We start from the raw sequence: 14317 nt of genomic DNA, 5'->3' as shown, positions 1-14317 counted from the left end.
TGTTAGACAACTTGTCAACAGCGGAGTGCGTCGTTTCACGGGGAACCACCCCGGAGCAAGCCGCTGTCCACCGTTCGGTGGACAGCCGGATTCCACTGGCCGGACGTCCCGCGAACCGATCGCGGCGGAGCACGCTTGCCCCATGAGCACAGCAGTGCGAGTGCGCGGACTGCGCAAGGAGTACCCGGGCCACCTGGCCGTGGCCGGGATCGATCTCGACATCCGGCACGGCGAGGTGTTCGCCCTGCTCGGGCCCAACGGCGCGGGCAAGACGACCACCGTCGAGATCCTGGAGGGGCATCGGCAGCGGACGGCGGGCGAAGCCGTCGTCCTCGGCGAGGACCCGGGTACCGCGGAGCGTGCGTGGCGCGCCCGCCTAGGCATCGTGTTGCAGACGGCCTCCGACGCGGCGGAACTGACCGTCGCGGAGACCGTCCGGCACTTCGCGAAGTACTACCCGAACCCGCGGGACCCCGAGGAGGTGATCGACCAGGTCGGCCTCACCGCGAAGGCCGGGGCGCGGGTGAAAGCGCTGTCCGGCGGGCAGCGCCGGCGGGTGGACGTGGCGCTCGGCATCGTCGGCCGCCCGGAGCTGCTGTTCCTGGACGAGCCCACCACCGGGTTCGATCCGGAGGCACGGCGGCAGTTCTGGACGCTCATCGACAGCCTCGCCGACGAGGGCACCACGATCATCCTGACCACGCACTACCTCGACGAGGTCGAGGCGCTGGCCGACCGGCTGGCGGTGGTCGCACGCGGCTCGATCGTCGCGGAGGGCACCCCGGCGACTCTCGGCGGCCGCGAACGTGCCGAAGCCGTCGTGCGGTGGCACGACGAACGCGGCAGCTACGCTGAACGCACGCCGTACCCGACGAAGCTCGTCGCGCAGCTCGCCGGCGTCCACGGCGAACTCGAAGGACTCGTCGTGACGCGACCCAGCCTGGAAGACGTCTACCTCAACCTGATCGGGGAAGAATCGTGACCGCGACGATGGCGGTGCCGGGCACGCTCCATCTCGGCCTTGCCCGCGGCGCGATCGAGCTGCGGCAGTTCTTCCGCAATCGCGAGCAGGTGGTCTTCACGTTCTCGCTGCCCGCGGTGCTGATGATCCTGCTCGGATCCATCTTGGACGGACCGACCGCGCAGACCGGCGTTTCGTCCGGGCAGCTGCTCGCCGCGGGCATGATCGGCGCGGGCATCGTGTCCACCTCGTTCAACAGCGTCGGCATCGGGATCGCCGCGGACCGCGAAATCGGTGCGCTGAAACGATTGCGCGGCACGCCGATGCCCGCCGCGGCGTACTTCGCCGGCAAGATGGTGATGGTCGCGGTGACCAGCGTGTCGCAGACCGTCCTGATGGCCGCGGTCGCGATGCTGATGTTCCGTCTGCAGCTGCCGTCCGATCCGGCGAAGTGGCTGACCCTGCTCTGGGTGCTGCTGCTCGGCATCGTGTCCTCGACACTGCTCGGCATCGCGATCAGCTCGGTCACCCGCACCGCCAACGGAACCGTGGCGCTGGTGCAGCTGGTGTACTTGGTGCTGCAGTTCATTTCCGGGGTGTTCGTCACGCCGATCACGCATCTGCCGAGGATCATGGTCGACATCGCGTCGTTCTTCCCGCTGAAATGGATCTGCCAGGGCTTCCGGTCGGTGTTCCTGCCGCCGGAGGCCGCGACCCAGGAGATGGCGGGGACATGGGAACTTCCGATGGTGGCGCTGGTGCTGGCGGGGTGGTGCGTGGTGGGCCTGGTGCTGGCGAGGGCGACGTTCCGGTGGACGAACGAAGCGAAGTGACCCAGCCCGACGCGTGGAAGCAGTCGTACTGGTCCTGGGAGGTGCTGTACGCGGTCGCCTACGCGGCGACCGCGCTCCTGGTGGCCTTCGACGACGGGCCGCACGCGCTCAAGGTGGTGTCCGAGGCCGCGATGGCCGCGCTGGCGCTCGGCTACCTGGCATTCGGCCGACGGGTCGTGCAGGGCGAAGCAGGCGGGGCGGCCCCTATCGCCGCATCGGCCGCGGTGTTCCTGTTCACCGGCACCGCCATTCTCGCGGACACCACGGCCAGCTTCATCCTGTTCTTCGCGTCTCCCTTGCTGTTCATGCTGCTGGAGCTGCGGCCCGCGGTCGCGACCACGTCGGTACTGGTTTTGCTGGAGCCCGCGTCGGCGGTGCTGCACAACGGCTGGTCCAGCCAACTGCTGACCATTCTGCTGCCGATGACCGCGATCCTGATCGTGTTCAGCGTGCTGGCCGGCAAGTTCACCACCGACGTGCTGCAGCAGAGCAAAGCCCGCGCCGCGCTGATCCAGGAGCTCGAGAGCAGCCAGGCCGAGGTCGCCCGGCTGTCCCGGGAGGCGGGCACCGCCGCCGAACGCGAGCGGCTGGCCCGGGAAATCCACGACACGCTGGCACAGGGGTTCACCAGCATCATCGCGCTGACCCAGGCGATGGAGTCCGAACTGGACACTGATCTGTCCATTGTGCGCAAACACCTGGCGCTGGCCGGCCGCACCGCGCGGGAGAACCTGGCCGAGGCCCGCGCGATGGTCGCGGCGCTGGCACCGTCCGATTTGGCCTCCGGATCGCTGCCGGATGCCGTGCGCCGCCAAGCGGATCGGCTGGCTGAGGAAGCCGGCCTGCCCGTTCAGTGCGAAGTGGACGATGCGCTGCCGCCGCTTCGCACCGCAGTCGAGGTGGTCCTGCTGCGCGCGACGCAGGAAGCACTGTCGAACGTGCGCAAGCACGCGGCGGCCACCGACGTCCGCGTCCGGCTGTCCGCGGCGGACGGAGCGGTACGGTTGCTCGTGGCGGACAACGGATGCGGCTTCGCGCCGGATGCGACCGGGGCCGGATTCGGGTTGCGCGGAATGCGTTCGCGGGTCGAGCAGGTCGGCGGAACGCTGGCCGTGCGGGCCAGGCCCGGAGGCGGCACCGAACTGGAATTGGAGATGCCCGCGTGATCACGATCATGCTCGTCGACGACCATCCGGTAGTCCGCGAAGGACTGCGCGGAATGCTCGAAGCCGAGGACGACTTGACCGTGGTCGGAGAGGCCGGATCCGGCGCCGAAGCGGTCGCGCTCGACAGCGTGAAACAGCCCGACGTGGTCCTGATGGACCTGCGGATGCCCGGCCTTGACGGGGTCGGCGCGATCCGCGCGATCCTCAAGCAGGCGCCCGGTCGCCGAATCGTCGTGCTCACCACGTACGAAACCGACGCGGACATCCTGCGCGCGGTGGAGGCCGGCGCGGCCGGGTATCTGCTGAAGGACGCGTCCCGCGGCGAACTGGCCGGAGCGATCCGCGCCGCGCACCGCGGCGAAACCGTGCTGGCACCGTCGGTCGCGGGCAAGCTCGTGCACCGGATGCGGAACCCGGAACCCGTCTCGCCGCTGTCCGCGCGCGAGGTCGAGGTGCTGCGGCTGGTCGCGAAGGGCGGCACCAACGCGGAAATCGGCCGGGAGCTGCACATCAGCGAGGCGACGGTGAAAACCCACCTGTTGCGGTCGTTCGCGAAGCTCGGCGTGTCCGATCGGACGGCGGCGGTCACCACCGCGCTGGACCGGAATCTGCTCGGCTGACCGCCGGGTTTCCCCCGCGACCGTCGGCGGGACGCTGAGATCGACAGGCTCGACCCATGTCAAGCCTTTACGGTACAGGTACTGAACAGGTACCGTTCCCGCTCATGGTGGAGCACACGAGCCCGGACCGACGCGGCCGCACCGCGCTGAAACGCCAGGAGATCGCCGCTGAACTGCGTGCGGAGATCGTCGCCGGGCGCTACGGCAACGGGGCGCTGCTGCCCGGGGAGAACGAGCTAGCCCAGCGGTTCGGGGTCAGCCGGGGCACGATCCGGCGAGCGCTCGGCTCGCTCGCCGAGGAAGACCTGATCGACACTCAGACCGGGGTCGGCTCCTTCGTCACGTTCGACGGGCAGCCGCTCGGCGCCGAGCCCAGCTGGGGACACGCGTTCGCGGTGCTCGGCGCGCCGGTTCGCGCCGAGATCGTGCGCGCCCAGCTCGTGGTGGACCCTGAGCTCGCCGCGTCGGTGGCATCGGCGGGGATGGAATTCCTCGCTCTCGACCGCGTCCGGAGGCTGGCCGACGGCACTCCGGTGTCACTCGAGCGCAGCCGCGTGCCCGCGGTCGGCCGGATCGCCGACGTGCCGCTCGAAGGACTGGTCGGCAACTCGCTGACGGCGACGATGGCCGAGGCCGGGCTCAGCTCGGCACGGGGCGAGCAGTGGATCGCGGTGGCCCCGCTCGAACCCGCCGACGCCGAACTGCTCGGCCGGCGCCCGGATGACGCCTTCCTGCACGCGGTACGGATCTCCTACACCGCGGACGGCCGGTTCGCGGAGAAGGTCACCAGCTGGCTGGACCCGAAACGGTTCCGACTGCACACGAAGTTCGGCGGTGGCCGGTGAGCCTCGCCGACCGCGCACTCGGCGCGCTGGAGGGACTGGCCTTCGGCGACGCGCTCGGGATGCCGACGCAATCCATGTCCCGGCAGCACATCCGGGAGGACTACGGGACGATCCGCGGGTTCCGCGCGGCGGGACCGCGACAGAAGATCGCCGCGGGCCTGCCCGCCGGTTCGATCACCGACGACACCGAACAGGCCGTCCTGCTCGCCCGGCTGCTGATCGAAGGCACCGGCCAGGTCGACGTGACGGTGTTCGCCGAACGGCTGCTGGAGTGGGAGGCCACGATGGCCGCTCGCGGCTCGCTAGACCTCCTCGGCCCGAGCACCAAATCCGCACTGCAGCGCCTTTCCGACGGAATCCCGGCAGGCGAGGCAGGCCGCTACGGCACCACCAACGGCGCGGCCATGCGGATCACCCCGCTCGGCCTCGCGTGCTCCGTCCGGTCGATCCCGAAGTTCGTCGATGCGGTCGAGGCGACCAGCGTGGCCACGCACAACACTTCGCTCGGCATCGCCAGTGCGGCCGCCGTCGGCGCGGCGGTGAGCGCCGGAGTGGCCGGTGCCGATCTGACCGAAGCGGTACAGGTCGCGATCACCGCTGCCGACGAAGGCGCTCGCCGCGGGCACTGGGCCGCGGGCGGGGAAATCGGCCCACGCTTGCGGTGGGCGATCCCTTATCTGCAAAGGACACCGACGTCCCAACGCGCGGACGCGATCGCCGAGGTAATCGGGACTTCGGTGGCCTCGCAGGAATCCGTGGTCGCCGCGTTCGCCATCGCCGCGACCGCGGAAGAACCGTGGGGCGCGCTGTGTCTCGCGGCCGAACTCGGCGGCGACACCGACACGGTCGCCGCGATGGCCGGGGCCGTCCTTGGCGCGACACACGGAACGGCAGTGTGGCCGGACCCCGAACGCGCCGTCCTCCTCAAAACGAACGACCTTGATCTCGCTTCGCTGTCCAGGGAACTGCTCGCGTTGCGCGACTGATCCTCCCCGAACCACCGACGATGTTGGGAACCCCGATGCGCACTCTCTCCGCCGTCGAACAACGCGGCATCGAACCTGTCCCGGAGAACGAACGGAACGGCAACCCGCTCCAGTTGTTCTGGGTCTGGTTCGCCGCGAACATCTCCATTCTCGGCCTGCCGCTCGGCGCGACGCTGGTCGCTGTCCAGGGACTGAATCTCTGGCAGGCTCTGCTGGTCGCCGCGATCGGCGCGGGCGGGTCGTTCGCGATCGTAGGGGTAATCTCCACCGCCGGCCGCCGCGGCGGAGCGCCGAGCATGACGCTGTCCCGCTCGGTGTTCGGCCCGCGCGGGAACGCCGGCCCGACTCTGGTGTCGCTGCTTTCCCGGCTCGGCTGGGAAACCGTCAACACCACCACCGGCGCGTTCGTGTTGTTGTCGTTGTTCGCCTTGGTGTTCGGCAGTTCCGCGGACGCGAGGACGGTGCCGCTGCTCGCGCTGGCCGCGATCGCGCTCTTCGAACTCTGCACGCTGCTGGTGTCCGGGCTCGGCCATGCCGCGATCCTGGTCATCCAGAAATGGGCGACCTGGATCTTCGGCGCGCTCAACATCGCGGTCGCCGTCGCGCTGATCGCCACCGTCGACTGGTCCGCGGTGGCGGCGGCCCCGGGCGGCTCGTTCAGCGCGGTGCTGGTCGGCATCGGCACCATCGCCGCGGGCACCGGCATTGGCTGGGCGAACGCGGGCGCGGACATGGCCCGCTACCAGAAGACCAGCGCCAAGGCCGGGCATCTGGTCGCCTCCAGTGCCGCCGGCGCGGGCATCCCGCTGGTCCTGCTGATCGGGCTCGGCGCGGTGCTCAGCGCGGGCGACACCACCCTCGCGACCGCGAACGATCCGGTGGCTGCCATCCGCGACCTGCTGCCGTCGTGGATGGCGGTGCCGTACCTGATCGCCGCGTTCGGCGGGCTGCTGCTCTCGAACCACCTCTCGGTGTACTCGGCTGGACTGACCACGCTCACCCTCGGGGTGCGCATCCCTCGGGTGTGGGCGGTGTCGGTCGACGTGGTCGTCACCTTCCTCGGATCGATCTACTTCATGCTGATCGCGGGCTCGTTCTACGGACCGTTCATCAGCTTCATCTCCCTGCTGGCCATCCCGATCACCGCGTGGCTCGCGGTCTTCCTGGCCGATCTGCTCAAGCGGCGCTGGTACGACCCGGAGGCACTGCTGAACATGGGCCGCGGCGGCCGGTACTGGTACGCCGGTGGCGTCGAATGGCGAGCGGTCGGTTCGTGGCTGGCGGCCGTGGTCTGCGGATACGTCTTGCTCGGACTGGGGCAGAGCGGCATCGCCTGGATCGTCGCGTTCGCGGTGGCGGCCGCGGGTTACCTCGCACTCGGCGGCGCACGCGGCACTCTGGACGCACCTGTCCCGGCTGTTTCGGAGCGGGCTCGTGGCTGACCCCCGGCTCGTCTTCACCGGAAACGTGATCGTCGACCTCGTCCTCGCGGTCGACGCGATCCCGGAGCCCGGCGGCGATGTCGTCGCTTCGGCCAGCACGCTCACCGCGGGTGGCGGCTACAACACGATGGTCGCGGCCCAGCGTGACGGACTGGGCGTGGTCTTCGGCGGCCAGTACGGCACCGGTCCGTTCGGCGACATCGTCCGGTCCGCGCTCGCCTCGTCCCGGTTCGAGATCGTCCAGCCCGGTCTGTCCGATGTGGACAGCGGATACTGCGTCGCGATGATCGACGCGAGCGCCGAGCGCACCTTCGTCACCTCGGCCGGAGCCGAGGGACAGCTCACCCGGGCAGACCTGGACCGGATCCCGGTGCACCCGGACGATCTGGTTTACGTCTCCGGCTACAGCCTCGCCCATCCGGTCAACGCGAAAGCCCTGCCAGGCTGGCTGGCGGCACTCCCCCGGACGGTCCGGGTGCTGTTCGACCCGTCGCCGCTCGTCGGCGACCTCGACCCCGGCCTGATCTCCGACGTGCTGGCGCGCATCGACCTGATCAGCGTGAACGACCGGGAGGCCCAGCTCATGACAGGCCTCGACGATCCGGCGTCGGCCGCGGCGGAGCTCGCGGAGCGGGTCCGCGGCCGGGCCGCGATCGTGCGCACCGGCGGCACCGGCTGTTGGGTCGCTGACGCGGGCACGCCGGTGACCCACGTGCCCGCGTATCCCGTCGCCGCTGTCGACACCAACGGCGCCGGAGACACGCACGGCGGTGTTCTCGCCGCGGCGCTGGCGCGCGGAAGCGATCTGCGGACCGCCGCCCGCCGGGCGAATATCGCGGCGGCGCTGGCCGTCACCCGGCACGGACCGGCGACCGCGCCGACCGCCGCGAGGATCGACAAAGCACTCTCGTCCGGCTGACCGAAGCCAGTCGAACCGCCGGTCCGCGAAGGGACCGGCCCAGGCAGAATGACGCCATGCTCGACTCCACCGAACTCGCCCTGTACCGAAGGCTCGCCCAAGAGCAGGCAGGCAGCCGTGCCCCGTCCCTCGTCGCCGCCGTGGTGCGGGGCGGCGAGCTCGTCTGGTCCGGCGGCCGCGGCCGGGTCGGCGGCGAGCGGCCCACCGACGACACGCAGTACCGGCTGGGGTCGATCACCAAGACGATGATCGCGACCGCGGTACTCCGGCTGCGCGACGAGGGCAAGCTCGACCTGACCGATCCGCTGGAGCGGCATGTGCCAGGCACCGCGTTCGGCGCCGCCACGGTCGCGCAGCTGCTCTCGCACACCTCCGGCCTCACCTCGGAATCGCCCGGCCAGTGGTGGGAGCGCGCGCCCGGCGCGGACTGGGCGGCGCTCGTGGCCAGCCTGGAAAAGGGCGCGACCAAGCTGCGCCCGGGGTCGAAGTTCCACTACTCGAACGTCGGCTACGGCGTGCTCGGCGAGCTGGTCTCCCGGCACCGCGGACGTCCGTGGTACGACGTCGTGCGCGAGGAAATCCTTTCCCCGCTGGGAATGCACCGCACCACCCCGCATCCGGAGGGCGCGCACGCCGAGGGATTCGCCGTGCACCCGTTCGCCGACGTGCTGATGCCGGAGCGCTGGCCGGACGCCGGCGCGATGGCTCCGGCCGGCCAGCTCTGGTCGACGGTGAACGACCTCGGCCGCTGGACCTCGTTCCTCGGCGGCCACACCGGCGACGTGCTGTCGGCCGCGACGGTGGACGAGATGCGGACCATGAACACCGTCGACGACACCGAGGTGTGGACGACCGGCTTCGGTCTCGGCCTGATGGTGGTCCGCTACCAGGGCCGGCACCTGGCCGGGCACACCGGCTCGATGCCCGGCTTCCTCGCCGCGGCGCTGGTCGACCCGGCCACCGGCACCGGCGCGCTGTGCTTCGCGAACTCCACCGCCGGCGTCGGCATCACCCAGCTTTGCCTCGACCTGCTCACCACCGCCGACGAGCTCGAACCGGCGCTGCCGGCCGAATGGCTTCCGTCCACTGTGGACCCGGAACTGCTGGCCCTGACCGGCCTGTGGCACTGGGGCCCGTCGCCGTACTTCCTGCGAGTTCTCGGCGACGGCCTGATCACGCTGAACCCGGCCGTCGGCACCGGCCGCGCGTCCCGGTTCCGCGCGGAGGGCCCGGACACCTGGCTCGGCCTGGACGGCTACTACGCGGGCGAAACGCTGACCGTCGGGCGCGACGCCGCCGGAAAGGCGAACCACCTGAACTTGGCGACGTTCATCTTCAGCCGCACCCCGTACGACCCGGCCGCGCCCATCCCGGGCGGCCTGGACGAGGGCGGCTGGCGCTGAGGACGCGGCGGGCCCGGCCTTCGCGCCGGGCCCGCCGGGTTCAGCCCGCTACGACGGGGACGCCGGCTTCGGCTTCAGGTTCGGGTTCGTCCTGCGGCCAGGCCCGCCGTCCAGTCGGATACAGCACCGCTTTGACGTAGCCGTCCTGTCCCGGCAGCCCGAACGCGGCCACGCCCAGCGTCGGCGCGTCGTGCAGCCACACTCGCCGATGGTCCAGCAGCTCGGCCGCGAAGTCCGGCGGGCAGTGCTCGATCTCGAACCGCACCGGCCAGCCGGGTTCCATCACCATCCAGCCGCGGACCGGCGCGCCCGGCCACACGTGCCGGTCGGCCAGTGCGGCCCAGCGCGGAATCAGCGGCCCCTGAAGACTCCGCCAGTCCTCGCGAACCTGCCCGGCCCACATCGCCGCGAGCCCGCCCCAGAACAACGCCAGCAGCAGCGTCGGCCAGCCCGAACCTCCGATGAACCAGAACGCCGCGAGCACCCCGCCCGCCGCGGCCGCCACCACCAGCACCGCGACCGGAACGGCGATCGCGGCCAGCATCCGCGCGCGCCGGAACGACGAAGGCCGGACTGGCAGCCCAGTGGGGTCCTTCGTGAAAAGTCCCGGCACCGCCACCTTGCCGATCCGCGCCTGGACTCGTCCCCGCTCGTCTGGCTCGGTCAGCCGCAGCCGCTCCGCCCGCCGCAGTTCGCGAGCCTGTTCGGCCGGGCAATCGAGCAGAGTCAGGTAGCCGCTCGGGCGAACCGTGACGCGCAGCAGCCTCGGCAACTCCGTCCGGTGGTCCCACTGGCTGGTCTCCCCGTCCAGGACCGCCCGGACCTCCCGCAGCGGCCCCTTCCCGCGAGCCGGTGCCGGACGGCGCACCGAACGCCACCACAGCAGCGAACCGGTCAGGAACAACCCCTCGACCACCGCCACGAAGACCGCCGCACCAGCCTCGCTCGCCTCCGGCTTTTCGACGATCAACGCGGCGACGACAAGCCCGGCGAACACGACAGCCAACCCGGCCAGCACCGGCGCGACCACCCTCGGCGGGACCGACGGCCACCGCGGCACGAAGACCAGCAGCAGGGTCACCGCGAACCCGATCGGCAGGCGTATCTTCGCCGTCGAATCCCACGGGTGCACCAGCGCGCCCGCCGCGAAAAGCGCGAACCATCCCCACCGCGGCCGATAACCGCGCGTTTGCGTCACAGTTCCACATGTCGGACACCCACCCGGTGCTGTTACCAGCCCCGTCCCGACCTGAGAGACTGGGTACATGACCGACGCTGAGTTGACCATCCCCGCAGACCTCAAGCCGGCCGACGGCCGCTTCGGCTGCGGACCCTCGAAGGTCCGCGAAGAGCAGCTCGCCGCCCTCGCCCGGTCCGGCTCCACCTATCTCGGCACCTCCCACCGGCAGAAGCCGGTGAAGTCGCTGGTCGGCCGGGTGCGCGCCGGTCTGTCCGAATTGTTCTCGCTGCCCGAGGGCTACGAGGTGATCCTCGGCAACGGCGGCACCACCGCGTTCTGGGACGCCGCCGCGTTCGGCCTGGTGCGCGAGCGCGCCCAGCACTTCACCTACGGCGAGTTCTCGTCGAAGTTCGCCACCGTCACCAACAAGGCCCCGTTCCTCGGCGAGTCGATCGTCGTGAAGGCCGACCCGGGCAGCGCGCCGGAGATCGCCTACCAGGAGGGCGCCGACCTGGTCGGCTGGGCGCACAACGAGACCTCGACCGGCGTCGCGGTGCCGGTGCGGCGCCCGGCGGGCAGCGACGGCGCGCTGGTCGCGATCGACGCGACCTCCGGGGCCGGCGGCCTGCCGGTGAACGCCGAGGACTTCGACGTCTACTACTTCGCGCCGCAGAAGTCGTTCGCCTCCGACGGCGGCCTCTGGATCGCGCTGGCGTCGCCGGCCGCGGTCGAGCGGATCGGCGAGATCGGAGCCAGCGACCGCTGGGTCCCCGAATTCCTGTCGCTCACCACCGCGCTGGACAACTCGCGCAAGGACCAGACCTACAACACTCCCGCCGTCGCGACGCTTTTCCTGCTCGCCGAGCAGATCGAGTGGATGAACGGCGAGGGCGGCCTGGCCTGGACCACCGCTCGCACCAAGGAATCCTCGACCCGGCTCTACGAATGGGCCGAGAAGACCTCCTACACGACGCCGTTCGTGGCGAACCCGGACCTGCGCTCGCAGGTCGTCGGCACCGTCGACTTCGCCGACGAGGTGGACGCCGCGGCGGTGGCGAAGACCCTTCGCGCCAATGGCATCGTCGACACCGAGCCGTACCGCAAGCTGGGCCGCAACCAGCTGCGCGTCGGCCTGTTCCCGGCGATCGACCCGGACGACGTCACGAAGCTGACCCAGAGCATCGAGTACGTGGTGGAACGCCTCGGCTGAGCCGGCACCCGAAGAGAACCCGAACCGCCCCGCGGGCCGACTGGCTCGCGGGGCGGTTTTGTTTCGGTGACGCCCTCGGGACGGACGGACGGCCGCCCGCACGACCACTCGTTCGTGACGCACCGTGGTCGGCGTGTCACCGCAGCACGCAGCGTCAGCAGCCGGAAGGATGATCCACGACAGCCGTCGGATTGAGGTTCGGATGGGTGAGGCGTCGGCGCGCCTCGCACGTCAAGCCGACGCGCCGTTCTAACGTAGGCACCCACAAAGGTGAAGGCCGGGGAGGCGAGAAATGCGGGCGTTGCGGGTGGTCGGGCTGCACGAGGACGGGAAGTCCCTGGTGCTGGAGGACCCGGCGAGCCGTACCCGCTTCCTGCTCCCGGCCGACGAAAGACTGCGCGCGGCGGCAAGGGGGGACATAGCCCGGCTAGGCCAGATCGAGATCGAGTTGGAGAGCCAGATGCGGCCACGCGAGATCCAGGCGCGAATCCGCGCGGGCGAGTCCGTCGAGCAGGTCGCGAGCAGTGCGGGCGTTTCGGCGCAGCGCGTCGAGCGGTTCGCCTACCCCGTGCTGCTCGAACGGTCCCGCACCGCGGAGCTCGCGCAGTCGGCGCACCCGGTCCGCGAGGACGGGCCTGACGTGCAGACGCTCGGCGAAGTCATCGCGTACGCGTTCGGCGTCCGCGGCCACGACTACAACCAGGCCGCCTGGGACGCGTGGCGCGGCGACGACGGCAAGTGGGTCGTGGTGCTGCGCTGGAAGGCCGGCCGCTCGGACAACCGGGCGCACTGGTCGTTCTCCCCCGGCGCGCACGGCGGCACGGTGCACGCGCTGGACGAGAACGCCGAAGTCCTGCTGAACCCGAACGCCTACGTCGCGCCGCGGACGGTGCGCGCGCTCGCGCCGGCCCGGGAATCGGTGGTGCAGCCGACGCTGGACGCGGTCGAGGAACCGCGCGCCATCGAAGGCCCGGCCGACGGCGACGACGACACCCGGGAAATTCCGCGCGTCCCGGGTTCGGACGGCGACAGCGACGACGTCGAACAGCCGCGCACGAAGGCGAAGAAGAGCCACCCCATCGTGCCGTCCTGGGAAGACGTGCTGCTCGGCGTCCGCACCCAGCGCGGCTGAGCCGTCCCCCGATTTCCCGTCCGTGAAGGGCCCCTTGCGGGACTCAGATTCCCTCAACGGGCCCTTCACGGACCGGTCTGTCTTGCGGCCGCGCAGAGCGCGCGCAGCCGGTCGATCGGTGCCATGGCGTCAGAACACGGTCGCCAGCACGCCGACCCACGACGCCGCCAACCCGACCGCTGCCCCGTACACCGCCCAGCGGACGATCAGCACCTTCCGCCCGAGCCACAACGACGGCGCCACGCCACCGGTCACCACGAGTGCCGCGATCAGCGCGAGCCAGCTGCTTGTTTCGTCGGCGATGGTGGTGGCCAGCGCGAGCATCGCGACGACCACCAGTGCCGCCGTGAAAGCCGAAACCGTCAGCCCGGTCAGCCACGGCGTCGGCTCTGGACTGGTCGCACGCGGCGGTCGCTGCGCGGGCCGCGGCGGCGGGTCGACGACGACCTCCACGCCGGTCACCGGGTCGACGAAACGGACTTGGGTGCCCATCACCGCGGCGAGCCGGGCGGCCAGCTGACGGCCGCGCTGCGACACCACGGCGGCGGCGCCCTCCGCGTCCGGTCCGGACCGGGTCACCGCGGACGCGACGCGCGCCCATTCGTGGAGCGCCAGGGCGAGGTCCGGACCGATCGCGAGCCGGCGCGGGTCGACCTCCCTCGCGCCCTCTCCGCCCGGACCGGCCAGCACTGCCTGCTCGCCCCGGATCCGCAGCTCCATAGTGTCCTTCCCCGCGAGAAACGTGCCGGGGTCACTCTAGTGCGGAAGACCCCGCGGCGACCTCATGGAACGCGATCGCCGCGGCCGTGGCGACGTTCAGCGAATCGACGCCGGGCACCATCTCGATGCGCACGGCGACGTCGGCGGCGGCGATGGCCTCCTCGGTCAGGCCCGGGCCTTCCGCGCCGAGCAGCAGCGCGATCGGTCCGGGGACTCTGTCGCGGAATCCCCGCAACGGCACGGAATCCGCCCGCGGGGTGAGCGCGGCCACCGAAAATCCCCTTGCCCGCAGCACATCCAGCCCGCCGGGCCAGCTGTCGAAGGTCGCGAACGGCACCCGCAGCACGTGCCCCATCGAAACTCGCACGCTGCGCCGGTACAGCGGATCCGAACAGCCCCGCCCGAGCAGCACGCCGTCGACGCCGAGCGCGGCCGCGTTGCGGAAGATCGCGCCCAGGTTCTCGTGGTCGCCGACCCCCTCCAGCACGGCCAGAACCTGTGCGCCTTCGACGATTTCGACGACGGTCGGCGGCGTCGGCCGGTCCGCGACCGCGAGCACTCCGCGGTTGAGGTGGAAGCCGACGACGTCGGCCATCGTCTCCGCCGAGGTGACGTACGCCGGAACGGCGAAGCCGGCGAGTTCGTCTTCCAGCTCCCGCAACCGCCGCTCCACGCCGAGCAGTGCTCGCACCGGATAGCGCGAAGCGAGCAACCTGCTGACCACCACGGTGCCCTCGGCGATCACCAATCCGCGCCCGCCGGGACGGTCCGGGCGCCGGTCCGCTGTGGACAGGTCGCGGAAGTCATCGAGTCCGGGGTGATCGCGGTCCTCGGTGAAGATCAGTTCAGCCACATCGGACAGTCTCGCATCCGGCCCTACCCGCGCCCACTGGTCCGAAT

The 14317-nt window shown here is 71.0% G+C and carries 14 protein-coding genes; 11 read left to right on the top strand and 3 right to left on the bottom strand.

Annotation, left to right across the window (positions count from 1 at the left end):
- Positions 1–142 precede the first annotated feature (142 nt).
- From AMYBE_RS0137270 to AMYBE_RS0137230, 9 genes are all read left to right on the top strand, one after another.
- A complete protein-coding gene (locus AMYBE_RS0137270) occupies positions 143–982 on the top strand; it encodes an ABC transporter ATP-binding protein (RefSeq protein ID WP_154676408.1) in 840 nt (279 codons plus the stop codon).
- Positions 979–1794, top strand: coding sequence for an ABC transporter permease (locus AMYBE_RS0137265; protein ID WP_020664494.1), 816 nt, complete (start codon positions 979–981; stop codon positions 1792–1794). Before AMYBE_RS0137270 ends, AMYBE_RS0137265 begins: the two co-directional genes overlap by 4 nt.
- On the top strand, positions 1791–2960 hold the full coding sequence (locus AMYBE_RS0137260; RefSeq protein WP_020664493.1) for a sensor histidine kinase: 1170 nt from the start codon (positions 1791–1793) through the stop codon (positions 2958–2960). Before AMYBE_RS0137265 ends, AMYBE_RS0137260 begins: the two co-directional genes overlap by 4 nt.
- The gene (locus tag AMYBE_RS0137255) at positions 2957–3580 is read left to right on the top strand and encodes a response regulator (protein ID WP_020664492.1); all 624 of its coding nucleotides are present in this window, start codon (positions 2957–2959) and stop codon (positions 3578–3580) included. Before AMYBE_RS0137260 ends, AMYBE_RS0137255 begins: the two co-directional genes overlap by 4 nt.
- Positions 3581–3684: 104 nt before the next feature.
- Positions 3685–4425 (top strand): GntR family transcriptional regulator, encoded by a 741-nt coding sequence (locus AMYBE_RS0137250; RefSeq protein ID WP_020664491.1) that lies wholly within the window; start codon positions 3685–3687, stop codon positions 4423–4425.
- Positions 4422–5411, top strand: a complete 990-nt coding sequence (locus AMYBE_RS0137245; RefSeq protein WP_020664490.1) for an ADP-ribosylglycohydrolase family protein — start codon at positions 4422–4424, stop codon at positions 5409–5411. The genes AMYBE_RS0137250 and AMYBE_RS0137245 overlap by 4 nt, the downstream gene beginning before the upstream one ends.
- 35 nt (positions 5412–5446) lie before the next feature.
- Complete coding sequence (locus AMYBE_RS0137240; protein ID WP_020664489.1) at positions 5447–6853, top strand: purine-cytosine permease family protein; 1407 nt, start codon at positions 5447–5449, stop codon at positions 6851–6853.
- A complete protein-coding gene (locus AMYBE_RS0137235; RefSeq protein WP_020664488.1) occupies positions 6846–7772 on the top strand; it encodes a PfkB family carbohydrate kinase in 927 nt (308 codons plus the stop codon). The genes AMYBE_RS0137240 and AMYBE_RS0137235 overlap by 8 nt, the downstream gene beginning before the upstream one ends.
- A gap of 56 nt (positions 7773–7828) precedes the next feature.
- A complete protein-coding gene (locus AMYBE_RS0137230; RefSeq protein ID WP_020664487.1) occupies positions 7829–9175 on the top strand; it encodes a serine hydrolase domain-containing protein in 1347 nt (448 codons plus the stop codon).
- A gap of 40 nt (positions 9176–9215) precedes the next feature.
- Here the strand turns inward: AMYBE_RS0137230 and AMYBE_RS0137225 are convergent, their stop codons facing one another.
- Positions 9216–10373: a hypothetical protein gene (locus AMYBE_RS0137225; RefSeq protein WP_020664486.1), complete on the bottom strand. Its 1158-nt coding sequence runs from the start codon at positions 10371–10373 to the stop codon at positions 9216–9218.
- A 67-nt stretch (positions 10374–10440) separates the two neighbouring features.
- Here AMYBE_RS0137225 and serC point away from each other — a divergent pair, with 67 nt between their 5' ends.
- Both serC and sepH read left to right on the top strand, forming a co-directional pair.
- Positions 10441–11565, top strand: a complete 1125-nt coding sequence (serC, locus tag AMYBE_RS0137220; protein ID WP_020664485.1) for a phosphoserine transaminase — start codon at positions 10441–10443, stop codon at positions 11563–11565.
- A gap of 292 nt (positions 11566–11857) precedes the next feature.
- Positions 11858–12697, top strand: a complete 840-nt coding sequence (gene sepH, locus AMYBE_RS0137215) for a septation protein SepH (protein WP_020664484.1) — start codon at positions 11858–11860, stop codon at positions 12695–12697.
- Positions 12698–12826: 129 nt separating this feature from the next.
- Here the strand turns inward: sepH and AMYBE_RS0137210 are convergent, their stop codons facing one another.
- Together AMYBE_RS0137210 and AMYBE_RS0137205 are read right to left on the bottom strand one after the other, a co-directional pair.
- Positions 12827–13417 carry a DUF2537 domain-containing protein gene (locus AMYBE_RS0137210; protein WP_020664483.1) on the bottom strand — a complete coding sequence of 197 codons (591 nt, stop codon included), beginning with the start codon at positions 13415–13417 and terminating at the stop codon, positions 12827–12829.
- A 31-nt stretch (positions 13418–13448) separates the two neighbouring features.
- Positions 13449–14270 (bottom strand): TrmH family RNA methyltransferase, encoded by an 822-nt coding sequence (locus tag AMYBE_RS0137205; RefSeq protein ID WP_020664482.1) that lies wholly within the window; start codon positions 14268–14270, stop codon positions 13449–13451.
- Positions 14271–14317 lie beyond the last annotated feature (47 nt).

Source organism: Amycolatopsis benzoatilytica AK 16/65 (assembly GCF_000383915.1).
Classification (GTDB): Bacteria; Actinomycetota; Actinomycetes; order Mycobacteriales; family Pseudonocardiaceae; genus Amycolatopsis; species Amycolatopsis benzoatilytica.
The sequence above is the reverse complement of the archived record's forward strand: the minus strand, read 5'-3'. Positions and strand labels throughout refer to the sequence as shown.